This window comes from Pontibacter diazotrophicus, from assembly GCF_003367245.1.
GTDB lineage: Bacteria > Bacteroidota > Bacteroidia > Cytophagales > Hymenobacteraceae > Pontibacter > Pontibacter diazotrophicus.
The window spans coordinates 33,697-56,992 of record NZ_QRGR01000024.1; the positions used below are offsets into that span (position 1 = coordinate 33,697).

Sequence of the window (23,296 nt, forward strand, 5' to 3'; positions counted from 1 at the left end):
ATCCTATTGCAGAGAATGTTCATAGAAATCCACAACGCCTGTCTCCACGTCATACATGCCTCCTACTATACCAATCTCTCTGTTCTGAATCATTTCCTTCAGTGTACTACTTTTGCTCTGGATATCACCCATCGTTCTGCGGACATTTTCTTCAGCTACCATGTCCACGAATTCTAAATTCTTAGAGCTTTTATCTCCATTGTAATCAACACCTTCAACAGAAGGCTTTATTTTGTCTAAAAGCACTGTCAGGTTGCCTAGTTCTACATTGTCGCAGGCACCTTTTATGGCCCCACAGCTTGTATGCCCTAAAACTACAATCAACTTTGAGCCGGCTACCTTACAGGCAAACTCCATGCTTCCCAAAATATCCTCATTCACAATGTTTCCGGCAACCCTGGCATTAAAGATGTCGCCTATGCCCTGGTCAAAAATAAGCTCTGACGAGGTTCGGGAGTCGATGCAGCTTAATATAACAGCAAAAGGATTCTGCCCTTTAGATGTTTCGTTTACCTGTTGCAGGAGGGTATGGTCAAGCATCTTATTGCTGACGAACCGCTTGTTTCCCTCTTTCAGTCTCTCCAGTCCTTTTTCCGGGGTTATCTTTTCTTGGTCTTCTTTTGTTAGTGCTCTCATTTTCTATTTATTTTTATTGAAATGTACTGTTTCTATCTAGATTAAAACCTTGCCTGCCCTGACATCTTCACCTTCTTCTATCTCCTTTACGGTTAGGTTGATGTTCTTGCCCCGGGCAGTTTCTTTGAAGTCTTCAATAACCTCTTTCACGTCCGGGTCAACATAGGCTGACTTTGAATAGTCGATTTCCAGGTCCACATTGTCGGGAAGTCTCCTTAGCGTCTGCAGGATGTTTCCCTTGTTCAGAAAAGATATCTCCTCTGCCAGTATCATATAGTACTGTTCCCGGGCACCTTCAGTTTTGTCTTTGTACAGGTAATGTGAAACTTTGTAGTTGTTGCGCAAGACATTAACAATTGCCACAGCCATGCCTATACCTATTCCGGTAAGGAGGTCTGTGAAAACAATGGCTACGATAGTCACAATGAATGGCAGAAACTGATTCCAGCCGCTTCTGTACATGCTTTTGAACAGAGCGGGCTTTGCCAGCTTAAATCCGACAATTATTAGAATTGCTGCAAGGCTGGCCAGCGGGATCATGTTCAGAACACCTGGAAGCAGGATAACAGAGATCAAAATGAGCAACCCGTGAATAAGGGAGGCAAGCTTTGTTCTTCCGCCGGATTGAATGTTGGCAGAACTCCTGACGATTACCTGGGTTACAGGTAAACCGCCGATAAAACCCGAAACCATGTTGCCCACACCCTGCGCTACCAACTCTCTGTTTGCAGGGCTTATGCGTTTGTACGGGTCTAGTTTGTCCGTTGCTTCAAGGCACAGCAATGTTTCAAGACTTGCCACAATGGCTAAGGTGGCTGCCAGAAAGAGTACATCATAGGTGAGCACACGGCTAAAGTCAGGAGTGGTGAATTGCTGAAGGAAACCTGTAAAACTATCGGCAACGGGGAGTTCTACCAAATGGTTGTTGCCCAGTGCCAGTTGCGGATAGAAATCCCGGAAAACCACATTAAGTATAATGCCCAGCACCACAACAACCAGCGGCCCCTGTATAAGTTGAAACACTTTATGCTTCTTTGTGAGCACCTGATCCCATAAAATGAGAATAGCCAAAGACAGCACACTTATTATAATTGCCCCGGGCGTGATATAATTTAAAGCATCAAATAGTGCAGTGAATGTAGTGCCGCCATCAGGCTCAATGTAATGCACATTTCCCTCAAGATTAGTATCATAACCGAAGGCATGGGGAATCTGCTTGAGAATAATGATAACCCCGATACCCGCAAGCATTCCCTTGATGACTGAAGTAGGGAAGTAGTAGCCAATGCTCCCTGCCTTCAGGAAACCCAGCCCGAGCTGTATGGCACCTGCCAGCACAACGGCAGAAAGAAAGACTTCAAAGTTTCCGAGGCTTTGTATCGCCTGCAGTACGATAACTGCCAGTCCGGCCGCAGGCCCACTGACACCCAGTTGTGAGCCACTGATGAGCGTTACCACTATACCACCTACAATACCGGCAATAATACCGGAAAACAACGGTGCGCCCGAGGCCATGGCAATACCTAAGCACAGCGGCACTGCCACCAGGAAAACCACAATTCCTGCTGGCAAATCGTTTTTGATTTCTTTTAGGCTGATCATCTTTTTAGAATTTAGGTCATAAAGCTATAGTATTACTATCGTTATTAAATGTATACATTATTTTTTTAATTGGTCTATATATGGCCAAGTTTTTCATCCTTTTATCCTATGTTACTTATTGGGGCATATAGCCGGCTAAGGAAGGGCTGTGGTAGAGGCTTGATGGATAAACTATAGGAAGCTTGCTTCACTAACCTCCCAAAAACAGAAAAGCCACTGCAGATGCAGTGGCTTTTCTGTTTTATTCTTAAAGCGCTGATTTAGCTTAGTTTCCTCTGTTTGCAAGGTAAGCAGATACGCCTTCTTTAGTAGCTTGCATGGCTTCTTCACCTTCTTCCCAGTTAGCTGGGCAAACTTCGCCTTTCTCTTCAAAGTACTGCAGGGCATCTACCATACGCAGTGCCTCATCGATGCTGCGGCCAAGCGGAAGGTCGTTTACTACCTGGTGGCGAACCACACCTTCTTTATCTATCAGGAACAGGCCACGGTAAGCAACAGGCTCACCTACAAAAGTAACCTCACCTTCTTCGTTATAGTCGTAGTAGCCGGCCAGTACGTCGAAGTTCTGAGAAATTGTTTTAGCTGCGTCAGCAACCAGAGGGTATGTAACACCCTGAATACCGCCTTGCTCCTGTGGTGTGTTTAGCCAGGCGAAGTGCGATACATGCGTGTCAGTTGAGCAGCCAACTACAGCCACACCTTTACGCTCGAAATCTGCTATTCTGTCCTGGAATGCTAAAATCTCCGTTGGGCATACAAATGTGAAGTCCATTGGGTAGAAGAAGAATACTACATGCTTCTTACCGAGGTACTGCTCCAACGAAAAGTTTTCTTCAAATTCTTCACCGTTTACTACGGCTGTTGCTTTAAATGAAGGAGCTTTTTTACCTACTAATACTGCCATTCTTAAATCGTGTTAAAGTGTATGAATCTATTTAATTACTCTTGTAATACTTATTTGCTTTTCCGGATCAAGCTTGTTCCCCGTTAGCTGCACTGAAAAACTCCTGATTTCGAAATTGGAGAGGTTCCTTTTCTGCAAGAACTCCTGCAGTAGTTGTTCCAACTCCTCGTCTTCAAAATCTATTATTTCCCTCGTGTTGCTACAGTAAATATGGCTGTGCGCCATGGTGTTGGCATCGAAACGTTTTCCGCCTTCTTCTGACAACACTTTATGAACAAGGTTTGTTTCTGCAAAAGTGTCGAGGGTTTTGTACACAGTGCCTAATGAGATACTGGGGTTAGCCGGTTTTAGGTGCTGAAACACTTCCTCTGCCATAGGATGTTTTCCTTGCAACTCCATCAGTGCCTCATACACCACAATGCGTTGGTGCGTCGCCTTCAGGCCACTTTCCACAATGCGCTCTCGTAGCGTATGTCGGTTTGTAATGTGCTGCATCCTTTGTTAAGAAAGTTTCTTATCTGGTAATTTATCTTACAAAGCTAAATCATAAATGTTACGCCTGCAAATGGAGATTGTTATTTTAATGTTAAAACATAGTATGGACAAAGGAAAAGCTACCTCAAAAGGAAAGAAATAGCCGGGAGGCTAATCTTCATCTTACCCTTTCCTATATGCTGTGTTTGTGAAACCTTGATTCACTTACTAACGGGCAAAAAAAAGCCCGTCTTTTCAGGCGGGCAGTATATTTTGAGAACTATATCTTTCAGAGAGCAGCAGACGTGGCTCCGGAATTAGCCACCCGAAAGTAAAACCGCTGTATCTGCTGCGACGAATCCGGGTCTGAGGCCAAAGCAGGAGGAGAAACCTTCAGGTTCTTTGCCTCTACTACTGGCACTGAATCAGGGGTCTTGAACACTACGCCTGTAATGAGAAGAACAAAGAGTAGCAGCAACTTAAAAAAGGTTTGGATGGTAAACGTTTCAGCAGTTTGCATAGCGGTTAAGGGGTAAGCTTGTCTTCTGGAGAGACTTATATGTCTACAAATAAAGCACAAAGTTTCTGTAAAAGAAAATTATATATTAAACTTTTAGCATAATTTAAAATAACGGGAAAGTATAATTACCGGCTCACAAACTGGTAAGTTGTGCGGGTGCGCTGTTCCAAAAGGATTTCTTTGTTTTCCGTTAACCTGTTTACACTTTCCGAATCGTAATTTTTTACAGTGAACAGAGACAAAGCTGTGTTATAATGGATGATAAACTGGTCTTTTAATATCTGAATGAGGCAGTGCAGGCGCTCTTCATGAAAGTCGGAACACACGGAAAAAGAGATGGCTGAGTTTTGCATCATGTTTATTTTAATGCGCAACTCTGACAGCGCGTTAAAGATTGCTTCCAGGTTTTTCTCTGAAATAAACGTGAAGTCCTTTACACCGAAGGAAATGAGGCACTGGTTCTCTTTGATGATATAAGCAGGTGCTGGTTTATCAAAGCGGCAGTCGCATATCTTGGTTCCTTTGCCGGTTGGGTTCAGGAACGATTTTACATAGAGCGGGATCTGCTTGTTAGCCAGCGGTTTTATGGTTTTAGGATGAATAACGGAGGCGCCGTAGTAAGCCATTTCCACCGTCTCCTGGTAGGAGATTTCCGTGTAGCATACCGTGTCTCTAAAGTGCTTTGGGTCTGCGTTCAGCAGGCCTTCCACATCTTTCCAGATGCACATTTCTCCGGCATCAAGACTGTAAGCAAAAATGGCGGCACTAAAATCAGAGCCTTCACGGCCCAGCGTGGTCGTGAGGCCGGCCTTGGTGCCACCCAGAAAGCCCTGTGTAACCACTAACTGCTGTTCCAGTAGTGGCAGCAGGTCGCGTTTTATCAGGCGCTCTGTGCTGGGCCAGTCTATCTTTGCCTCGCGCCAGGTGTCGTCAGTCTGAATATACTTCCGGCTATCAACCCATGTATTTGCCAGTTGCTGCTCCTGCAGATAGTGGTGCAGGATAGTAGAAGAAAGCAATTCCCCATAACCCACCATCTGGTCATAAGCTTTGTCGTAGTTGTCAGTCGGGAGTAGCCGCTGTAGGTCGCTGTGCAGGTGCAGGAACAGCTCTTCAAGGCGGTGATAAACTAGGCTCTCCGGTTCCGGGAACAGTTCCTGCACCACCTCAAAGTGATAGGCCTTGCTCTGCTGGAAAGCCGCCTCAAAATCCTCCTGCTTGTAAGCCTGGTCCATAACCAACTCCAGTGCATTGGTCGATTTTCCCATCGCGGACACTACCAGCAGCAGTTGCCGCTCGCCTCCATGCGATTTGACTATGTTTGCCAGGTTCCTGAATGCCGCTGCATTTTTTACAGAGGCGCCTCCGAATTTGTATATTTTGATACTGTCTGTGGTCATGGGGAGTAAAAATAGCTATAATTGCCTAAAGATGACATCCTTTGGTATATAGCTAACTTGATTTTTAATCTGTGCGGCTAATTCGGAGGAAAGCGGGTATATTTTAACTGATAGGAGGGGATGAGGCGCAACGACTATGGGAGGAGGGGTCTTATAAAAAAAGGAGGGGCTGAAGTAAGTGAGGCTCTGGGTGATGGAGGATGCGCTTTGTTTCTGGAAAGATGAACATAATGGCCGGAAACGATAATCACTAAACGGAAATAAAATTACTGGCTGTACCTGAAGCGAATCTCTGCCTTTTGCAACTCTCTTTTAATAATCAGGCGCGAGATGCGTTCAGCTATAATTTCGGGCTCTTCTGCCATCATGGCCTCTTTCACCTTTCTTTCATCCACATCAATCCGGTAGAGGATATGCAACAGGCGGTTAAAGTCAGAATATAGCAGCTTTTGTATGAGGTGGGCAAGCCTGTAGTGCAGTGTTTCCAGGTCCTTGGCAGGAAGGTTGTCTACTTCAAAAACTTTTTGCAGGTGGTTTGTGGCGCTGGTGAGTATGGCGGGCGAGTACTGCATAGTAGGTTGGTGGCGTTTTCATCTTCTACTTAAACAAAGAAGCCCTCTTTTGGCGGAGGGCTTCTTTGTTTAGGCCTTATCTTCTTTACCTTCTTCGGTTTCTGTCTCTGATTCAGTAGTTGCTGTTTCTTCCTCTTCTTTGAAGCCTACATAATCTTTAACGATGTAGTACCAGTTCACCAGTTTTTTCATGTCTGATACATACACGCGCTCTTCATCGAACTCCGGTAGCACATCGGCCATCAGGTTCTTGTAGTCTTCGTTGTCTGGCTTGTCGCTGATGGGTAGTTTGTCACCATATTTCTGGTGCATCAGGTCAAAAACCTCTGAAAGTGGCACAGTGCCTTCCTCATCTGTTGTATAGATAGAGATTTCATCCAGCAACGACATGCGGTGGCGTGCCTGTGCTACCAGGTTTTTAGGGTTCTCCTCAAGGCTTTCTACAATAACACCTGTGCGTGTTGGTTTCACAACGCGGTACAAACCGCTCATGCCAGAAATGGCTGCAACTTGTCTTAAATCAATAGGCATAATAAAAAAATAAGCTTACTTTATAGTTTAAACAAAATAGGCAGGCTCGCATTCAGACTGTAGCCCGGGGACTTAAACTTTAGCAGTTTAACCACCCGAGCGGCTTCTTCGCCTGTACCGGCACCAGGGTTGCGCAACACTTTAATGTTAGAGGTAGAGCCATCTTCGTTTATGATGAAGGATACAATACTTTCTCCCTGCACGCGGTTTCGTTTTGCCATTGCAGGATACTGAAGCTCCTTGTCAATCGCTTTATACAACTCTTCGATACCACCTTCATAGTGCTCAGCCGCCGGAAGTACTTTGTCCGGTACCCATACTTTTTTTTCGGACTGTGCCTCATCCGGCTTGCTCTCGCTGGCCTGAGCCGATGCCGTTAAGCTTGCAAAGGCAAAGAAAAGAAACAAAATTGAGATTTTGGTTTTCATAAGGGTAAACATTTAAAGTTTCAACTTCACTTGGTTCGCTCCGGCACGTGCTTCAATGCATACCTTCTGTGCAGGGTGATTACTGATTCTGTACTTGCGCGTTTACTTCTTCTATGAAGTTCAGAATCTCTTCACGGCCTGTTTTTAACTCTGCAGAGGTACGGAACATCTGCGGCAGCTCATCCCAAGTTTCACGCAGTTTACGCTGATAAGCAGCTATGGTTGAGTCTGTTTTTGTAGCCGATTGCTTGTCAAGTTTTGTAAATACAAGTACAAAAGGCACGCCTAAGGTTCCTAAATGATTGATAAAATCAAGATCCTGCTTCAGCGGCTCGTGCCTCGAGTCAATCAGGGCAAACACACAGGTCAGGTTCTCGCGCTTCTGGAAGTAGTAGTTTATCATCTTACGCCAGCTCTCGCGCGAGTCTTTGCTTACTTTGGCATACCCGTAGCCTGGCAAGTCTACCAGATACCAGCTGTCGTTTATAAGGAAGTGGTTGATGAGCTGGGTTTTTCCGGGGGATGAGGAGGTCTTGGCAAGGCCCTTCTGATGCGTCAGCATGTTTATAAGTGAAGATTTGCCTACATTCGACCTTCCGATAAAGGCATATTCCGGCTTGTCCGGGACCGGGCAGTCCTCTACCCGGGTGTTACTCATCAAAAATTTAGCTTCTTTTATGATCATAAAGCAGGTATAGGTTTGCTGGCTCCATTCCTGATACATATTTTACAATGAAAAGTCATGCGAAGAGCCAAAAAATATGATTATAGCCTCCGTTCAGGCAGGCTTTTATGGTTCTCAAAGGTACTAATTTATTTCCCCATTCACGGATGATGTGCGCACGAACCTTAGCTGATGGCAGCACTATTTGTAATATAACGGTTGATAACTGTGAACAGTATAAGTTTTTGGCAGAGATGTAACAGCAGGGCGAAGCCTTGTTTGTCAGAAGCCTTGTTTGTCAACAAAAAGAGCAAACGAAGCAGGTAGCTATGAAGCGTCTGCCCTGAGAGCCAGGAAGTTTGAAAACCTCATTACTTTAAGAAAGAACTAACGAAAGACTCTAACGCTTTCGCCTTAAAGTTGGAGGGATATGATTTATAGGGCGTTATAGGTATAAATATCTGAACGTAAGCCTTTCATGTATAAAATGCTGGTGCAGCCTGGAGTGGCCGAAAAAGTTTTTACTGATGCTTTTTATTTGAATATTCTTCACCAGCATTAAGGTTTAGCGGGTAAATAAAAAAAATAAAAACATTTATTATTTTATATATTTGCTCGTTCAAATTTTTGTTCTTAATATTATACTTAGGGCAGCGCCCTGAATTTTGGTTTCAGTACAAGTAACGCTTAAAATTGAAGAAAGTATAAGCGTAAGCAATCAGGTGAATTTTAACAATGAGGCAGTAATTAAATATACTAAATTTGATATTAATCGTATAGAAGCGGAGTTACAGCGTATGAGAGACGTAATCTGCACTTCTGCTTATTCTTTACACATCAAACCAAACTCAAGCAAAGTATAACAAATCAATTTACACATGAACCAATTAGCCAAATCGTTCTCACGGTTTACTATGCTGCTGACTTTGCTCTGCCTTCTGGCAGCTTCTGCGTCGGCACAAAGCACTAGAAAACAAATGCGGACAGCAAACAGATTCTTTGATAGAGAAAATTACAGAGCAGCGATACCTCTCTATGAAGAAGTGATCGCCAGTAACCCCGATAATGCAACGGCACTTTACCGTGCCGGTATCAGTTTATTGACCTTTGATAAGGAAAGAGCAGCTGATTACCTGTATCGTGCCCAAGCTTTAAAACCAAATGTAGATCGGGACTTAAACTACTGGCTGGGACGGGTAGACCATATAAACTATCGCTTTGACAGCGCAATCGAGAACTGGCAGGAGTATCAGCAGGACATACCACGGCGGAATGAGTACCGCCGCGAAGAGGTAGCGCAGCTGATACAGCAAGCCCGCAACGCGAAGCGTGAAACGGCCAACCCGAAAGACGTTTTCGTGAAGAACCTGGGAGGAACTGTGAATACGGCCTTTTCTGAACACAGCCCTGTCATTTCATCCGACTATAATTACCTGCTTTTTACTTCTCGAAGCGAAGGAACAGCTGGTGCCAGAGCAGCGGAAGATGGGGAATATTACGAAGATATCTACGAGACAAACCGTATAGCCGAAGATGAGTGGCAGCCGACACGAATTGTTTCGGGTGCTCTCAACAGCTCTGGCCATGATGCCTCTATCCAGCTCTTTGACAATGATACAAAGTTGTTGCTGTACCAATCTGTCAACAACGGTGACATCATGGTGTCTGAGCGCCAGGCGGATGGTAGTTGGGGTGAACCCAGGAGTATCAGTGATGAGGTGAATACGCCTGACTTCGAGTCGGATGCCTATATCACACCAGATGGCCAGACCTTATATTACTCCACAAGCCATAACTCCGAAAATGGTGACCTGGATATATATGTTGTCCGTCGTAATGAGAATGGTACATGGGGTACTCCGAGAAGCTTAGGCCGATCTATCAACACCCCTTATGACGACGACAGCCCTTATCTTGCAAGTGACGGCTCTCTTTACTTTGCTTCCCGTGGGCACAACACTATGGGTGGGTATGATATCTTCTATGCTGAATATGACTCTGTTGCCAGAAGATGGGCACGCCCTGTAAACCTCGGCTACCCGATTAACACACCGGACGATGATACTTATTACCGCTTGTCTCCGGATGGTACTTATGCCTATCTGTCTTCCTACCGCATTGGTGGTTACGGCGAAAAAGATATCTACACCATCAACTATATTAAGAGTGCAGAGGTAGAAGGCCAGGTATTTACCCAGGCTGATAGCCTGCTCATTCCAGGTGTAGAGTTAGTCTTCAATGGCCTGCAGGCCGATAAGCGTCCTATTACTTACCGCGATGTCACAAAACCTGATTCTGCTAATTATGATGTGCAGGTGCTTTCAGGCAGAACATACCAGGTGCAGCTATCCATGGATAACCAGGTGATTGAAACGCAGGAGATTGAAATACCTGTTGTGCTGGACGATACTACCACTGTTAGAAGAGACTTCTACATTGCGCTGTCTGACACTGCTACTGCAACGCTTATTGCAAGAGACGGAACACGCGGTACCAGATCGACAGCTTTTGCCATGCAGCCGGTGTATTTTGATACCGATGAGTATGAGCTGCGCCCAGAGTCTATTGAGCAGCTGGATAGCATTGCCCGTATCATGAAGGAAAATCCGAACATCAACATCAGTATAGAAGGCCATACTGACTCCCGTGCCAGCGATTCGTACAACGAGACACTGGGCCAGAACCGTGCGGATGCAGCCTATGATTACCTTGTAAGACAGGGAATCTCTCCGAAACGCCTCGTAACAGTAACGTATGGTGAGCGCAGACCTGCTGTGCCAAACACTTCTGCTGAGAACATGCAGTTAAACCGAAGAACAGAGTTCAAGGTGCTGCCTCGTCAGGATGATGTCGCACAATAATTAAAAGGTCTTCAGGCCACTGTGTAAATAGTTTAGAAGCAGGCTGGGTATTAATCCAGCCTGCTTTTTTTATATTTCGCAACATAAAACCATGCATTATAGTTTTAGTAGCAGTATTTTTGCCGGAACTATTATTTACAATTAACCCATGGCGGTAGTACCTTACAAAGACCAGAACGACGACAAGAAGTCGCAGGTGGCCAAGATGTTCAACAACATTGCCGGCAAGTATGACTTCCTGAACCACTTTCTAAGTGCTGGCATCGATATTATATGGAGAAAAAAGGCTGTTAGTCTTCTTGCTCCTGAAAAGCCTAAACTGGTGCTGGATATTGCCACTGGCACGGCAGACTTTGCCATAGAAACGCTGCGCCTGAACCCGGATAAGATCATTGGGGTCGATATTTCAGAGGGTATGTTAGCGGTAGGCCGTGAAAAGCTAATTAAAAAAGGCCTGGCAGAGAAGATAGAGCTTCTGTACGGCGATTCAGAGAACCTGCCTTTCGAGGATAATACCTTTGATGCCATAACAGTGGCTTTTGGCGTACGGAACTTTGAGAACCTGGAGAAAGGTCTGGCAGACATGTACCGGGTGCTGAAGCCCGGAGGAACGGCTGTGGTGCTGGAGTTCTCTAATCCCCGCAGCTTTCCAATGAAGCAACTCTATCATTTTTATTCCAGCAATATACTACCGATGGTAGGTAAACTCGTTTCTAAGGACAATGCTGCCTATACCTATCTGCCGGAGTCAGTACAGGCATTCCCGGATGGGCAGAATTTTCTCAATATATATTCAAAAGTAGGATTCAGAAGCACGAAATGGCATTCACTCACATTTGGAATAAGCTCTATTTATATAGGCAAAAAGTAACATTAGCTGGCGTGCTGGCCCTGCTGCTTATGGGTGGCAACACCGCAGAGGCGCAGAAGAAGGTACATGACCTGAACAAACCCGGCTACGATGAAAGGCCGGTGCATTACGGATTTTACCTGGCCGTGCCGCTCACCAAATACAATGTGCAGCGCTCGCAGACCTACGCCGACAAACTGGCGCAGGGGGGCGATGATGCTGTTAACGCCCGGCCTGACCTGGGCTTTTATACTGGTCTCGTGCTTAATGTGCGCATAACAGATTATCTGGATGCCCGTTTTGTGCCGGGAGTGGGCTTTTACGGCCGTACACTTGCCTTCGAGAATGTGGAGGTACCTGGAGTAGAAACGCAGCCTATTATGTACGAAACTGTTAGCAGCACAATGATAGAGCTACCGGTGCTGCTGAAGTATAAAGCCAAGCGCCGTTCAAACTTCAGGCCATATATTGTGGCAGGAGTGAAGCCCGGTTTCGATTTAGGGAAAGGCAGCAACGGAGCATTAGGTACAAATGATATCAAGCTTGAGGTAGAGAAAATGGACATCGCCGTGGAGTATGGCATAGGGTTGGATGTCTTTTACCCTTACTTCAAGTTTGCACCTGAATTGCGCTTCTCCCATGGCCTTTTGAATCAGCATAAGCGTATTGACGGTCTTTACAGCAGTTATATCCAGAAGCTGACAAACCACAATGTTTCATTGATTTTCTTTTTTGAGTAGAAATGACAAAAGTAGCATTTGTTACCGGAGCCACCTCCGGCATAGGCCGCGCTACGGCTTTTGAACTGGCCAAACAAGGGTACCGTATCATCGCCACCGGCCGGCGGGCAGAGCGACTGGAGGAGTTGAAGCAAGAGCTAACGGAAGTCCCGGTTTACACACTGGAGTTTGATGTGCGTGATAAAGAAGCGACACAGCAGGCGGTAAATTCATTGCCAGAAGACTGGAGGCAGGTAGAGGTGCTGGTGAACAACGCGGGAAATGCCCATGGCCTGTCCTCTATTCAGAATGGCTCTCTGGACGATTGGGATGCAATGATTGACATTAACGTGAAGGGTCTCCTGTATGTGAGCCATGCGGTGCTGCCACTTATGATGCAGCATAAAAAGGGCCATATCGTGAACATTGGCTCTATTGCCGGCAAGGAAGTATACCCGAATGGTAACGTTTACTGCGCCTCCAAGCATGCAGTGGATGCTATCTCCCAGGGTATGCGCATAGACCTTGTACAGGAGGGAATACGAGTGTCTGAAGTAAATCCGGGGCTGGTGGAAACAGAGTTTTCAGAGGTGCGCTTTAAAGGTGACAAAGAGCGGGCTGCTTCAGTATATAAGGGCTTTCAGGCGCTGCAGGCGCAGGACATTGCCGAGATTATCAGCTTTATCGTAACAAGGCCTGCCCACGTAAACCTGGCGGAGGTGCTGGTGCTGCCGACAGCACAGGCAGCCGCGACAATCTTACATAAGCAACAGTAGGTTCACGCCTTCCGGAACCCGCTTACCGTAGCTTCGTAACAAATAGGGAGATGCTTGTAAAAAATGCAAGCCTTTAACTAATACAAAGAATAACTAATATAGCTATGGCAGACGAGAAAGAAACACAACAAAACAAAACGAATGATTCAAAACCGAGCAATAACGCTAATTCACAGCCCATTCCGGAAGAACATTCTAACACCGCGAACCACAAAGGTGCTACTGATTTAGGTACAGAAGGAACAAAGGCAACCGCCAGCCAGCAACAGGGGCAGGGGGCATGGAATCCGAAAGATAACGATGATAACCGAAATGGCAGCCGGAAGAGTGGCAAAGGCCAGGGAGGTAACAACCCAACAGGTAAGTAAGCATTTATTTTAACTACAAACACAAAGCGGCAGCACCTACAGGTGCTGCCGCTTTGTGTTTGTAGTTAATCGAGGTAGTAACGTAGCAGCCAGCCGGCAGCGTCAAAATCTTTTGCCCTCTGGTTGTTGTCTATGTCTACGGCGGTATATTTGTCTACGTTAAATTCATTCCGGTACAGGGTGTCGTTGATGTAGATGCGCTTGCCCAGTTTGCTGCCTTTGGCTTCCACCTGATAGTTGTCTTCCCCGGCGCCACCCCATATTTTTATGCGTATTCCAGGTTTGGTGCTTCCGCTGATGTAAAACTGGTCTTTGCCGTTTAAGCCATACAGCCTGATTTCGTCTGTCTCGCTGGCTCTGAAGGTGCGGAAATAAAGCTGCTGTTCTGTTCCTTCCTCTCTTTTGATTTTAAACATACGTACCCGGACCTCTTCCTCAGAGACTACTTCCACTTCAAACCGCTCCTTTTTATCGGTGCCTACCACCTGTACGTTTGCAGCCAGTGCATTATAATACTTGCTGGCAGCCTGCAGAAGCTGGTTGCGGCGGCTCTTTAATTTCGCCGTCATGTCAGGGGCAGAGAGGGCAGCAATGTTGTCGGGCATAGTCTGAAAGCCTTTCTCGATCACCTCGTCTGTCATGAGCCGCTGCACGCTATCCGCTACTTCTTCCCAGTCCTGCCACTCCAACTCTGCCAGTATCAGCTCATCGAGGTTGCGGCCGCTGCTGTTAAGTTTCTCCACATTCTTTAGCTTGCTCCTGAATGTCTGGAAATGCGGTTTAAAGTCCAGCTGCATAAAAAGCCATGGGATAGGCCCGTCGTTCAGCCGGTAAAAAATATTGTCGCGGTCGCGGGGGACGGCTTTGTAGGTATAAGCGTTTTCATCATGTTCTATTTCAGCCCAGCGCCAGTTGTCTTCGTGGCGGCTCCAGTCCCCGATGAGCATGTCTAACAGGCGGGCCCGCAGGTAGAATCTTGCATCAAAGTAGGTGTCGTTGTCGGTGAGGCGCTCTGCCAGGGCAGAACGGGTGCTCTTTACCTTAACCGCTCTCCCCATAGGGGCGTAGTCTGTCTGGTCGCCGGTAGGCCTGCGCTCCAGCAACGCAACAGTGCCACCCATCGGTGCCATAAACTCACCTAAGTGTACATCGTGCGGTACATAAACCAGTTCCGGCTCTACATAATACATTCCCAGGGCCTCTGCCATGGCTGGTAGTGTTAAGGCAGCGTAAGGGTGCGTGGCTGAGGTGGCATCCCGCACAATATTGGCCACATAGCTTTGCTGCCATTTCTCTGGCAACGCACTGGCAGGCTCTTTGTCTATAGACCGGAGTACGTATTCTGTGCCTGTGGTATCCTGGAGGCGCAGGTTTATAGTTTGTCGGCTGCCGCCCAGCTTCATAGGCGTAAGGCCGCCGTGGGCAGTGCCAATATCCAGCACCGGCACCTCCACTGGAAGTGTCCAGACGTCCCTGTAGTGCTTACCATAAAAGAAAGTATGCAGTCGGCTGCGGCCATAGTGAGGGCCGGCTGCTACATAGATAGTGCTGTCTTTGTAATTGGAAAAATCAGCGGCAGAAACCTCAGCAGGGGGAGGAACCTGTTGTACTGTGTGTGCAAAGCGTTCGCTACAGCTACTGATAGCTATAGAAAGCAAAGTAATGATAAATAAGTAAGGGTGGTAGTAAAGCGGTTGTCTGGTTTTTGTCATAGTCAGGGTTAAAACGAAACAGCACAACACCTTCCAATCGGAGGGGTGTGCGATATGAGCAGCAATAAGTACATCAGAAGCCCTCTCTGTCGAAGGCATGCACGCGTACATCGTTTGTCCGTTTATCTTTTGTTTCCGGCCCTGCCTCCAGTTCAGTGCCGCGCTTGGTGTCGTATACCCAGGTTTTCTTGCCCCAGCCCCCTACTTTAGAGGTGTCTTTTATTTCATCTTCACCGAGTCCGCCGTAAATCTCCACTTTTATACCTTCCCCTACTTCGCCGCTCACTTCAAATTCATCGTCCCCGGCAAGGCCATGCAGAGTAATCAGAACGGTTTCGGAACGGTAAAAGATGCGGTGGTAGGTAACTTTGTCGTCTGATTTGCGACGCACTGTTACTTCTGTCTCCTCATCGTTCAGGCGCTTCACTTCAAACTCATCCTCTTTATCAGTCCCCACCACCAGCACTTCTTCCGCCAGAATTTTATAGAAATCATCAGCGGCTTTTGGTAAGGTATTGCGGCGGTTGATGAGCTTTCGCTTCGTGGTTTCTCCTTCCCTCTCATATACTGATTCGGGAAACTGCTGCACTGCCTGCTCTATCACATCGTCGGTTATGGCGGTTTGTAATTCTTTAGCCAGTGAGTCAAACTGTTGCCGCGTTATCTCGGATAGCGCGCGTCTGTCTATAAATTCAGAGTTTATAGTAAGGGCCTTTACATCGTTGAACTCATCATCAAACGACTCAAATTTGCGGATCCCCCAGTTGCGGCTGAAGAGCCAAGGGATAACGCCGTCCTGGAACCTGTAGTAGGCATTATCCCGGTCTTTTGGGATGGGACGGTAAATGCGCTCACCGTCTTCATCGTACTGGGCCCATTCCCACTGCCCTTCGTGGCGGTCCCAGTCGTGGATAAGGATATCAAGAAGGCGGGCTTTTGCAAACGCTACCTGGTCTATAAAGACATCATCCTGGTTATAGCGATTGCTCAGTACTGTTCCTGATCCATCTATATCCACAGCATCTCCTAACGCAGGGGTAAGGGTGTTTTTGTCATCAAACTTCTCCTCCAGCATATACAGCCTGTCGCTGAAGCGTTCCTCATACTCCCCCAGGCTCTTATAATCTGGAGGCATATAGAATAGTTTAGGAGTAGAGTGTGGTATGCCCGCAGCCGCAGCCATGGGGGGTATTGTTAACGCGGCATAAGGGTTGATAGCGGAAATCTGATCCCGGATGACATTCGCCACAAAGGTTTTTTGCCAAAATTTAGGTAAGATGCCGATAGGGTCTTTGTCCAGCGTGCGAAGCGCATAAGTAAATCCAGTGTCATCAATCAGGGTCAGGCTGGTGGTTTGCTGCCCGCCCCCCAGTTTTTCAATCTCCAGCCCACCTTTTAGCGTGTCCATGTCGAACACAGGTACGGTTACCGGTGCATTCCACACAGGGCGGTAGTGTGTGCCCCAGATTAAGCGATGCAGAAAACCGCGCTTATAATGCTTTCCTGCTTTCACAGTTACACTGTCTACTGCTTCGGGGTAAATGACTAGTTGTTCGTAAACACCATCGTCCACAACAGGGGTTTTGGCGAAAAAATCTCTTTTGGCACAGCCAGTTGAAAACAGTAGAAGTAGTACAAGTAAGCCTTGCACAGGGCGTATGTTCATACAGAAATATCGATATTTTATGCATCTATCTAACGTAAATCCGCTATAATGTTTTCGTATGAGATACTGGTATCAATAAAGCAATAGCATATTTGTAACAGGAGAGGGCATAAACGAAAGAGCCCGGCTTCCAGCCAGGCTCTTAACAAACAGCTATTTAAAAAAAATAAGCCTAGTTAAAAGGTAACTACAACTTCACAAACTCAACCCGCCTGTTATTTGATTTTGCCTCTGCGGTGGTGTTCTTATCCAAAGGTTTAAACTCCCCCCAGCCCTTTGATGAAAGACGTTCTGCTGTGATGCCCTGGCTCACAAGATAAGCTTTAACGGCTTCTGCTCTTTCCTGGCTCAATTTCATATTGGTATTGTCATCACCGTCACTATCAGTGTGACCCTCCACGCTGAAATTTAATGCCGACTGCTCCTGCAGCAGCTTCACAATGCTGTTAAGGGTGCCGATAGATTCCGGTTTGATGAAGGCTTTATTCACATCGAATTTGATACCATAAGAAACGATTTTGCCATCGGCCATTACCTGGTCATACAGTTTTTTGCCTCCTTCCGCTATCATCACGTTTTTTACCATGGTATTGGCTTCTATCCTTTTATCAAGTTCAATTCTAAACCCTGTAGGGGTGCCTTTCACATTCGGTATGTTGATTAGCCGGTACTGGTCGAGGTACACTTTCATGCTGCGCTTGTTGAAAGCGATAGCCACATGGCGCCACTTGCTTTTTACACCAGCAGCTTCCAGTTCCTTCGATTCAGAGCCAAAGTCCCTGAATCTGACGCCATTGGCCCTGATAGCTATCGGATACCAGAAGTCGCCGTGTAGACTTTCGTTATGATTCTTCGTGTCCTCTAAGAGGAAAATTTCATAAGCCACGTTGGGATTGTCGCTGTCAAAGAAAATATCAAACTCGATCGTAAACGTCTCTGGTACCCACTTGTCGCGCTTTACCAGTGGTACAATGCTGGTGCCAGTTTCTACCAGGTTAATGACTGTTTCCCCTCCGAATGAGGCTACTTCCGCATTTCCTTTTTTCAGGTCCCAGCGCGATGGGAACTCCCCGTTCTCTTCACCCACCAGGTTATCCTCAAAAATGACTTTGTCTCCGGCTACAAAGTCATACTTCGTCCCGACACTCATTTTTTCTCCTTCAGCACCTGAGGCCGTGTTGGCTGTTGCTGCCTCTGATTCGGTTTCTGAGGTAGCCTGCCCGGCAGTTGCTCCTTTTTTAGGTGCTTCAAAAGCAGCATCTACTGTTTTATTTATCTGCTGGTCTACCTTCTGGTTGACCTTGTTCTGGAGTTTTTTTCCAATGTTGAACTGTGCCTGTGCCGGAAGTACCAGGAGTGATAGTAAGGCACAACAGCCATACAGCATAACTCTCTTTTTCATAGTGTTAATCAGTTAATTACATAGAAATAGTTTTATGCAAAGGAAATAAATCTATAAATATAATAACATATAGTATGGTTAAATCTATTGTGTGAAAGACTAAGCGTGGTGAATGTTCAGTGGAAGCGGGTGAAAAAGCAGAAGGTAAGCCTGCTGTTGTTAATTGTACAGGGGAAGACAAAGTGACGCTGATAATGCTGGAATAATAGCCAGTAAAAACACAGAAATTCATTATAAAGTAGACTATGTCACTTTCAAGAAAAGCTGCAGCACCCAAAAAGCTATCCACAATAAAAGAGGTGTTTCTAAAGCCCGGATAGCATCTGCTAACCAAGGAAACCGGAAGTGAATAGCGGTGTTTATGCTGTCCAATTTAATGCCTGCCCTTTTAATTGGTAATGTTCTGATCTAGGGAGAATTAAAACCTGTAGGAGCTATAGTCGTTAGATAGTACATCAAAAATACAATTATATAAAAGCTATGAAAGACGACTTACACAACGAAAGAGACTACAGAGCACCCTATGCAGGGGCAAGACCTGCTGCAGGGGTAAGTGCTTTAAAAAGGATATCCTGGGGAGCCGTGTTCGCAGGGCTCGTAGTAGCCCTGGTGGTACAACTAACATTAAGTTTGCTGGGACTTGGTATCGGAATAGGTTCCATTGATCCTGCAGAGGAGCAGAATCCTATGGCTGGTCTGGGTACAGGTACTTTAATCTGGTGGGTGGTAAGCATGCTTATTTCGCTGTTTGCAGGCGGATGGGTTGCAGGACGCCTTGCCGGTATGCCTACTTCATTTGATAGTATCCTGCACGGTATCCTGACCTGGGGCCTGTTCACGTTACTCTCCTTTTACCTGTTAACTACTGCTGTTGGAAGAATAGTTAGTGGTGTGGGAAGTGTTGTCGGCAGCACGCTCTCTCTTGCCGGGCAAGGAGTGGCAGCAGTGGCCCCGCAGGCTGCTGAGGCTATTCAAGGTGAGATGGAAGATCGAAACATCAACTTCCAGACAGCAAAGCAGGAGGCACGCCAGATTCTGCAACAGACGGGTAAGCCAGAACTGCAGCCAGAGAACATTGAGCAGGAGGCAAGAACTGCTGGTCGCCAGGCGCAGGGAGCAGCAGGAGAGGCAGCGGCTGATCCACAATCGGCTGGTTCTACGTTTGATGAAGTCATGAACAGGCTGTATGGCCAGGGATCAGAAGTAGCTAGCGCAGCAGATCGCGAGGCGGCTGTAAACGTAATTATGGAACGTACCGGCAAAAGCAGGGAAGAAGCAAATGAAGTTGTCGACAGCTGGATATCTACCTACGAGCAGGCAAAGGCGCAGTATAAGGAAACAAGGGCACAGGTTAGCCAGCAGGCACAGCAAATTGGAGGAGATGTTGCTGATGCTGTCTCCAAAGCGGCCATATATGCTTTCTTTGGGCTCTTGCTGGGGGCTATTGCGGCAGCTGTGGGTGGCAAAGTAGGGGAGCCACATGACTTGGTTAGTACAGGTGATAATGCAGTAGTAGAGAGATAATAAGCATCTTTTATACTGAAAACAAAACGGCCAGCTGTGAGAATTCACAGCTGGCCGTTTTGTTTTCAGTATAAAGTATCTCTATCGGTTAGTCCGATGCTCTTGACATACGGTTACGCTCGTTCTCGTCGAGGTAAATCTTGCGCATGCGGATGCTCTTCGGTGTTACCTCCAGGTACTCATCCTTCTGGATGTATTCCATGGCTTCTTCCAGAGAGAAGTTCTTGGCAGGAGCGATTTTCACGTTATTGTCAGAACCGGAAGCACGCATGTTTGTCAGCTTCTTCCCTTTCTGAATGTTCACTGTAATATCGTTCTGGCGGCTGTGTTCTCCGATTACCTGGCCCATGTATACATCAACGCCCGGGTCAACGAAGAAGAAACCACGGTCCTGAAGCTTATCAATTGAATAAGCAGTACCAGGGCCTGTCTCCATCGAGATGATAGAACCGTTGTTACGGCCAGGGATAGTGCCTTTAAAAGGCTCGTACTGCAGGAAGCGGTGGTTCATGATAGCCTCACCAGCAGTGGCAGTCAGCACGTTGTTACGCAAGCCAATCAGGCCACGGGCCGGAATGTTAAATTCAAGGTGCTGCAGGTCGCCTTTCGGCTCCATAATCGTCAGTTCACCTTTGCGCTGCGTTACCAGTTCTATCACCTTTCCGGCAGTTTCTTCCGGCACGTCCACTACCATGTGCTCAATCGGCTCATGACGGACACCGTCTATTTCCTTAAAAATTACCTGTGGCTGACCTACCTGCAACTCGTATCCTTCACGGCGCATTGTTTCAATCAGTACAGACAAGTGCAGAATACCGCGGCCGAATACCAGGAAAGTATCTTCACGATCTGTCTCCTGCACACGCAGGGCCAGGTTTTTCTCAGTCTCTTTGAACAGGCGGTCACGCAGGTGGCGTGATGTCACGAATTTACCCTCTTTACCGAAGAAAGGAGAGTTGTTGATCGTGAAGAGCATGTTCATGGTCGGCTCATCTATAGAGATGCGCTTCAAAGGCTCCGGGTTGGTAGCATCAGCAATGGTGTCGCCAATGTCAAATCCTTCAATACCGGTTACCGCGCAAATTTCGCCGGCTGTAACCTCCTGAACACTTTTTCTGCCGAGTCCTTCAAATATCTGGATCTCGCCGATTTTACCTTTTTTGATGGTCCCGTCTGCTTTGCACAAGCTGATTGGCATGCCTTCTTTCAGGGTACCACGGTGCACACGCCCGATAGCAATACGCCCAACAAAAGAAGAATAGTCAAGCGATGTGATTTGCATCTGCGGAGTTCCTTCCAGATATGGAGCCGGAGGAATTACGTCAATGATAGCGTCCAGTAATGGTGTGATGTTATCCGTTGGCTGCGTCCAGTCAGTGCTCATCCAACCTTGCTTGGAAGAACCGTAAAGCGTCACGAAGTCTAACTGGTCTTCAGAAGCATCTAGGTTAAACATCAGGTCAAACACCTGCTCGTGCACCTCATCCGGGCGGCAGTTTTCTTTGTCTACTTTGTTCACCACCACAATTGGCTTCAGACCAAGTTGGATGGCTTTGCCCAACACAAATCGTGTCTGTGGCATGGCTCCTTCAAAGGCATCTACCAGCAGCAGTACCCCGTCAGCCATTTTCAGCACACGCTCTACCTCACCACCGAAGTCGGCGTGACCAGGTGTGTCGATGATGTTGATTTTAACGTCTTTGTAACGAACCGATACGTTCTTTGAAACGATTGTGATGCCGCGCTCGCGCTCCAGGTCGTTATTGTCCAGAATAAGGTCATCAAAGTGCTGGTGCTCAGCAAAAAGCTTAGAAGCGTGGATGATTTTGTCCACGAGCGTTGTTTTGCCGTGGTCTACGTGTGCGATAATCGCAATATTTCGAATGTTCTGCATTTAATTGGTTTTTCGAGCCGCAAAATTACTAAAAAGCGTTCATACTTTTAGTATGCTGCTCGAAATAAACATGTTATGTATGTAAATAAATTCCCGCGGCTCGAAAAAGCAGCGCTTAAGAGGCAAACATTATAGGCTTGCAGTTTGTTTCTTAAGCTGTTACAAATCAAAGAAGGCAAAAAGCCGTTCGTGCGTTTATCCCGTATCATATACTTATGAAGACCCTATATTATTTAATTTTATTTACCGGCGTTCTTAACCTTGGCGCCTGTGCGCAGCAGGAAAACACCACCGAACGTGCACTTACAACAGCTACCGCCGGTAATAACCCATTACCAGACGAAGTGGTGAGAGAACTGAATGAGCAGGCGCTCGGAGACACTGTGGTGAAAACAGAGGCAGAGTGGCGGAAGGAATTAACTACCGAAGAATACTTCGTGCTGCGGCAGGAGGGGACTGAACGGGCGTTTGACAATGAGTATGACGCCAACAAAAGGAGAGGTGTTTATGCCTGCGCCGCCTGTGGTAACCCTATGTTTACATCCGAGACAAAGTTTGATTCAGGCACCGGCTGGCCAAGCTTTTATGCACCCATATCAGAGAAGAGAGTAAAGGAAGTAGACGAAAGAGCCATGGGCATGGTGCGAACAGAAGTAGAATGCGCCCGGTGCGGTTCCCATATTGGCCATGTTTTTCCTGACGGCCCCAAGCCAACCGGCCTGCGTTACTGCCTAAATTCTGTGGCCCTCGATTTTGATGAAAGATAAATAAACCACATTCAGTATTTCTGTGTTCTGATTTTTGTTGCCGGACAGGTAAAGGCTTGTTCGGCAATATTTGTTTTATTGTAGGGCGATTTGCCTTTACTTCGCTTTTTGAAACCTGACTTAATAGCATACCTCATGAATAACCGTATAGAGGCGCTGCAGCAAGCGCTAAAAGAGCACAGGCAGCGCCTGCTGCGCCACAACGTGTACCAGTCGCTAGAGACCCTCGACGACCTGAAGCTTTTTATGGAGCACCATGTATTCGCCGTTTGGGATTTTATGAGCCTGCTGAAGGCCCTGCAACGCGACCTGACCTGTGTGACGCTGCCCTGGGTGCCGAAAGGTAGCCCCAGTACCCGCCGCCTGATAAACGAGATTGTGCTGGAAGAGGAAACAGACGTGGACCAGGAAGGCAAGCCAGTGAGCCATTTCGAACTGTACCTGCGCGCTATGGACGAAGCCGGTGCCGACAAAAGTTTGATAGAGCAGCTGCTGCAAAGCATCAGCGAGGGCAAGAGTGTGAACAATGCCCTGGACCATATCCGGATTGATGCGAATGTCAAGTTCTTTGTGCGCAACACATTCAGCGTGATTAACTCTGAGAAACCACATGTTGTGGCAGCTGCCTTTACCTTTGGCAGAGAAGACCTGATACCAGACATGTTCCGAAACCTGATTGAAGACCTGAACAAGCGTTTCCCCGGCAAACTCGAAACATTTATCTACTACCTCGACCGGCACGTGCAACTGGATGAGGAGGTGCATACACCCCTTGCCCTGCAGATGGTAGCAGAGCTTTGTGAGGATGACGATGAGAAATGGCAGGAGGCATTGGAGGTTTCCCAGGCATGTATTGAGCAGCGCATAGAACTCTGGAACGGCATCCGCAATTTGCTGCCTTCAGAGGCGTAGGGTTGGCTGTTACATTGCTGAATGGTTAAATTGTTGGATCCGTGGCGTTGATACAGCTGTTATCTACAAATCAAACATATAACCATTTAACAATTTAGCCATGTAGCAATTTGG

The 23,296-nt window shown here is 46.8% G+C and carries 22 protein-coding genes; 8 read left to right on the forward strand and 14 right to left on the reverse strand.

The genetic code is table 11. From position 1 onward, the window contains the following. Positions 1–3: 3 nt before the first annotated feature. The 10 genes from DXT99_RS19600 to yihA form a co-directional block, all read right to left on the reverse strand. On the reverse strand, positions 4–636 hold the full coding sequence (locus DXT99_RS19600) for a carbonic anhydrase family protein (RefSeq protein WP_115567290.1): 633 nt from the start codon (positions 634–636) through the stop codon (positions 4–6). A gap of 36 nt (positions 637–672) precedes the next feature. Beyond that, positions 673–2,238 (reverse strand): SulP family inorganic anion transporter, encoded by a 1,566-nt coding sequence (locus DXT99_RS19605; protein WP_115567291.1) that lies wholly within the window; start codon positions 2,236–2,238, stop codon positions 673–675. A gap of 265 nt (positions 2,239–2,503) precedes the next feature. Further along, positions 2,504–3,142, reverse strand: a complete 639-nt coding sequence (locus DXT99_RS19610) for a peroxiredoxin (protein ID WP_115567292.1) — start codon at positions 3,140–3,142, stop codon at positions 2,504–2,506. 27 nt (positions 3,143–3,169) lie between these two features. After that, entirely contained in the window at positions 3,170–3,637 is a 468-nt protein-coding gene (locus tag DXT99_RS19615) for a Fur family transcriptional regulator (RefSeq protein ID WP_115567293.1), read from the reverse strand. 268 nt (positions 3,638–3,905) lie between these two features. Beyond that, positions 3,906–4,136 carry a hypothetical protein gene (locus DXT99_RS19620; protein ID WP_115567294.1) on the reverse strand — a complete coding sequence of 77 codons (231 nt, stop codon included), beginning with the start codon at positions 4,134–4,136 and terminating at the stop codon, positions 3,906–3,908. A gap of 125 nt (positions 4,137–4,261) precedes the next feature. Beyond that, positions 4,262–5,536 (reverse strand): aspartate kinase, encoded by a 1,275-nt coding sequence (locus DXT99_RS19625; protein ID WP_115567295.1) that lies wholly within the window; start codon positions 5,534–5,536, stop codon positions 4,262–4,264. 266 nt (positions 5,537–5,802) lie between these two features. Continuing rightward, complete coding sequence (locus DXT99_RS19630; RefSeq protein ID WP_115567296.1) at positions 5,803–6,108, reverse strand: hypothetical protein; 306 nt, start codon at positions 6,106–6,108, stop codon at positions 5,803–5,805. 69 nt (positions 6,109–6,177) lie between these two features. Next, positions 6,178–6,639 (reverse strand): DUF5606 family protein, encoded by a 462-nt coding sequence (locus tag DXT99_RS19635; protein ID WP_115567297.1) that lies wholly within the window; start codon positions 6,637–6,639, stop codon positions 6,178–6,180. 20 nt (positions 6,640–6,659) lie between these two features. Continuing rightward, positions 6,660–7,067 (reverse strand): energy transducer TonB, encoded by a 408-nt coding sequence (locus tag DXT99_RS19640; RefSeq protein ID WP_115567347.1) that lies wholly within the window; start codon positions 7,065–7,067, stop codon positions 6,660–6,662. A 79-nt stretch (positions 7,068–7,146) separates the two neighbouring features. Further along, the gene (gene yihA, locus DXT99_RS19645; protein ID WP_115567348.1) at positions 7,147–7,752 is read right to left on the reverse strand and encodes a ribosome biogenesis GTP-binding protein YihA/YsxC; all 606 of its coding nucleotides are present in this window, start codon (positions 7,750–7,752) and stop codon (positions 7,147–7,149) included. A gap of 956 nt (positions 7,753–8,708) precedes the next feature. Between yihA and DXT99_RS19650 the strand changes: the two genes are divergently transcribed. From DXT99_RS19650 to DXT99_RS19670, 5 genes are all read left to right on the forward strand, one after another. Next, positions 8,709–10,592 carry an OmpA family protein gene (locus DXT99_RS19650; RefSeq protein WP_246000868.1) on the forward strand — a complete coding sequence of 628 codons (1,884 nt, stop codon included), beginning with the start codon at positions 8,709–8,711 and terminating at the stop codon, positions 10,590–10,592. A gap of 148 nt (positions 10,593–10,740) precedes the next feature. Then, positions 10,741–11,463 (forward strand): bifunctional demethylmenaquinone methyltransferase/2-methoxy-6-polyprenyl-1,4-benzoquinol methylase UbiE, encoded by a 723-nt coding sequence (gene ubiE, locus DXT99_RS19655; protein ID WP_115567299.1) that lies wholly within the window; start codon positions 10,741–10,743, stop codon positions 11,461–11,463. Beyond that, the gene (gene porT / locus DXT99_RS19660; RefSeq protein ID WP_115567300.1) at positions 11,412–12,182 is read left to right on the forward strand and encodes a type IX secretion/gliding motility protein PorT/SprT; all 771 of its coding nucleotides are present in this window, start codon (positions 11,412–11,414) and stop codon (positions 12,180–12,182) included. The genes ubiE and porT overlap by 52 nt, the downstream gene beginning before the upstream one ends. Before the next feature lie 2 nt (positions 12,183–12,184). Further along, positions 12,185–12,937, forward strand: a complete 753-nt coding sequence (locus tag DXT99_RS19665) for an SDR family NAD(P)-dependent oxidoreductase (protein ID WP_115567301.1) — start codon at positions 12,185–12,187, stop codon at positions 12,935–12,937. A 104-nt stretch (positions 12,938–13,041) separates the two neighbouring features. Continuing rightward, complete coding sequence (locus tag DXT99_RS19670) at positions 13,042–13,305, forward strand: hypothetical protein (RefSeq protein ID WP_115567302.1); 264 nt, start codon at positions 13,042–13,044, stop codon at positions 13,303–13,305. Between the two features lie 65 nt (positions 13,306–13,370). Here the strand turns inward: DXT99_RS19670 and DXT99_RS19675 are convergent, their stop codons facing one another. The 3 genes from DXT99_RS19675 to DXT99_RS19685 form a co-directional block, all read right to left on the reverse strand. Then, entirely contained in the window at positions 13,371–15,017 is a 1,647-nt protein-coding gene (locus DXT99_RS19675) for a hypothetical protein (protein WP_115567303.1), read from the reverse strand. Between the two features lie 73 nt (positions 15,018–15,090). Continuing rightward, positions 15,091–16,683, reverse strand: a complete 1,593-nt coding sequence (locus DXT99_RS19680; RefSeq protein WP_115567304.1) for a hypothetical protein — start codon at positions 16,681–16,683, stop codon at positions 15,091–15,093. Between the two features lie 187 nt (positions 16,684–16,870). Next, positions 16,871–18,085, reverse strand: coding sequence for an OmpA family protein (locus tag DXT99_RS19685; protein WP_115567305.1), 1,215 nt, complete (start codon positions 18,083–18,085; stop codon positions 16,871–16,873). Positions 18,086–18,565: 480 nt separating this feature from the next. Between DXT99_RS19685 and DXT99_RS19695 the strand changes: the two genes are divergently transcribed. Next, positions 18,566–19,609 (forward strand): hypothetical protein, encoded by a 1,044-nt coding sequence (locus DXT99_RS19695; protein ID WP_115567307.1) that lies wholly within the window; start codon positions 18,566–18,568, stop codon positions 19,607–19,609. An 88-nt stretch (positions 19,610–19,697) separates the two neighbouring features. On the opposite strand, the gene typA is transcribed toward DXT99_RS19695, so the two are convergent. Beyond that, a complete protein-coding gene (gene typA, locus DXT99_RS19700; RefSeq protein ID WP_115567308.1) occupies positions 19,698–21,503 on the reverse strand; it encodes a translational GTPase TypA in 1,806 nt (601 codons plus the stop codon). Positions 21,504–21,718: 215 nt separating this feature from the next. Here typA and msrB point away from each other — a divergent pair, with 215 nt between their 5' ends. Together msrB and DXT99_RS19710 are read left to right on the forward strand one after the other, a co-directional pair. Next, positions 21,719–22,270: a peptide-methionine (R)-S-oxide reductase MsrB gene (gene msrB, locus DXT99_RS19705; RefSeq protein ID WP_115567309.1), complete on the forward strand. Its 552-nt coding sequence runs from the start codon at positions 21,719–21,721 to the stop codon at positions 22,268–22,270. A 135-nt stretch (positions 22,271–22,405) separates the two neighbouring features. Continuing rightward, positions 22,406–23,182: a DUF3050 domain-containing protein gene (locus DXT99_RS19710; RefSeq protein WP_115567310.1), complete on the forward strand. Its 777-nt coding sequence runs from the start codon at positions 22,406–22,408 to the stop codon at positions 23,180–23,182. Positions 23,183–23,296 lie beyond the last annotated feature (114 nt).

Bases quoted from the DNA above. Each gene is read 5' to 3' on its own strand.
- DXT99_RS19675 (WP_115567303.1), bottom strand. From the start codon at position 15,017: ATGACAAAAACCAGACAACCGCTTTACTACCACCCTTACTTATTTATC.
- DXT99_RS19685 (WP_115567305.1), bottom strand. From the start codon at position 18,085: ATGAAAAAGAGAGTTATGCTGTATGGCTGTTGTGCCTTACTATCACTC.
- ubiE (WP_115567299.1), top strand. From the start codon at position 10,741: ATGGCGGTAGTACCTTACAAAGACCAGAACGACGACAAGAAGTCGCAG.
- DXT99_RS19610 (WP_115567292.1), bottom strand. From the start codon at position 3,142: ATGGCAGTATTAGTAGGTAAAAAAGCTCCTTCATTTAAAGCAACAGCC.
- msrB (WP_115567309.1), top strand. From the start codon at position 21,719: ATGAAGACCCTATATTATTTAATTTTATTTACCGGCGTTCTTAACCTT.
- DXT99_RS19630 (WP_115567296.1), bottom strand. From the start codon at position 6,108: ATGCAGTACTCGCCCGCCATACTCACCAGCGCCACAAACCACCTGCAA.
- yihA (WP_115567348.1), bottom strand. From the start codon at position 7,752: ATGATCATAAAAGAAGCTAAATTTTTGATGAGTAACACCCGGGTAGAG.
- DXT99_RS19605 (WP_115567291.1), bottom strand. From the start codon at position 2,238: ATGATCAGCCTAAAAGAAATCAAAAACGATTTGCCAGCAGGAATTGTG.
- DXT99_RS19650 (WP_246000868.1), top strand. From the start codon at position 8,709: ATGCGGACAGCAAACAGATTCTTTGATAGAGAAAATTACAGAGCAGCG.
- DXT99_RS19640 (WP_115567347.1), bottom strand. From the start codon at position 7,067: ATGAAAACCAAAATCTCAATTTTGTTTCTTTTCTTTGCCTTTGCAAGC.
- DXT99_RS19625 (WP_115567295.1), bottom strand. From the start codon at position 5,536: ATGACCACAGACAGTATCAAAATATACAAATTCGGAGGCGCCTCTGTA.
- DXT99_RS19670 (WP_115567302.1), top strand. From the start codon at position 13,042: ATGGCAGACGAGAAAGAAACACAACAAAACAAAACGAATGATTCAAAA.
- DXT99_RS19680 (WP_115567304.1), bottom strand. From the start codon at position 16,683: ATGAACATACGCCCTGTGCAAGGCTTACTTGTACTACTTCTACTGTTT.
- DXT99_RS19635 (WP_115567297.1), bottom strand. From the start codon at position 6,639: ATGCCTATTGATTTAAGACAAGTTGCAGCCATTTCTGGCATGAGCGGT.
- DXT99_RS19695 (WP_115567307.1), top strand. From the start codon at position 18,566: ATGAAAGACGACTTACACAACGAAAGAGACTACAGAGCACCCTATGCA.
- porT (WP_115567300.1), top strand. From the start codon at position 11,412: ATGGCATTCACTCACATTTGGAATAAGCTCTATTTATATAGGCAAAAA.
- DXT99_RS19620 (WP_115567294.1), bottom strand. From the start codon at position 4,136: ATGCAAACTGCTGAAACGTTTACCATCCAAACCTTTTTTAAGTTGCTG.
- DXT99_RS19600 (WP_115567290.1), bottom strand. From the start codon at position 636: ATGAGAGCACTAACAAAAGAAGACCAAGAAAAGATAACCCCGGAAAAA.
- DXT99_RS19615 (WP_115567293.1), bottom strand. From the start codon at position 3,637: ATGCAGCACATTACAAACCGACATACGCTACGAGAGCGCATTGTGGAA.
- DXT99_RS19710 (WP_115567310.1), top strand. From the start codon at position 22,406: ATGAATAACCGTATAGAGGCGCTGCAGCAAGCGCTAAAAGAGCACAGG.
- typA (WP_115567308.1), bottom strand. From the start codon at position 21,503: ATGCAGAACATTCGAAATATTGCGATTATCGCACACGTAGACCACGGC.
- DXT99_RS19665 (WP_115567301.1), top strand. From the start codon at position 12,185: ATGACAAAAGTAGCATTTGTTACCGGAGCCACCTCCGGCATAGGCCGC.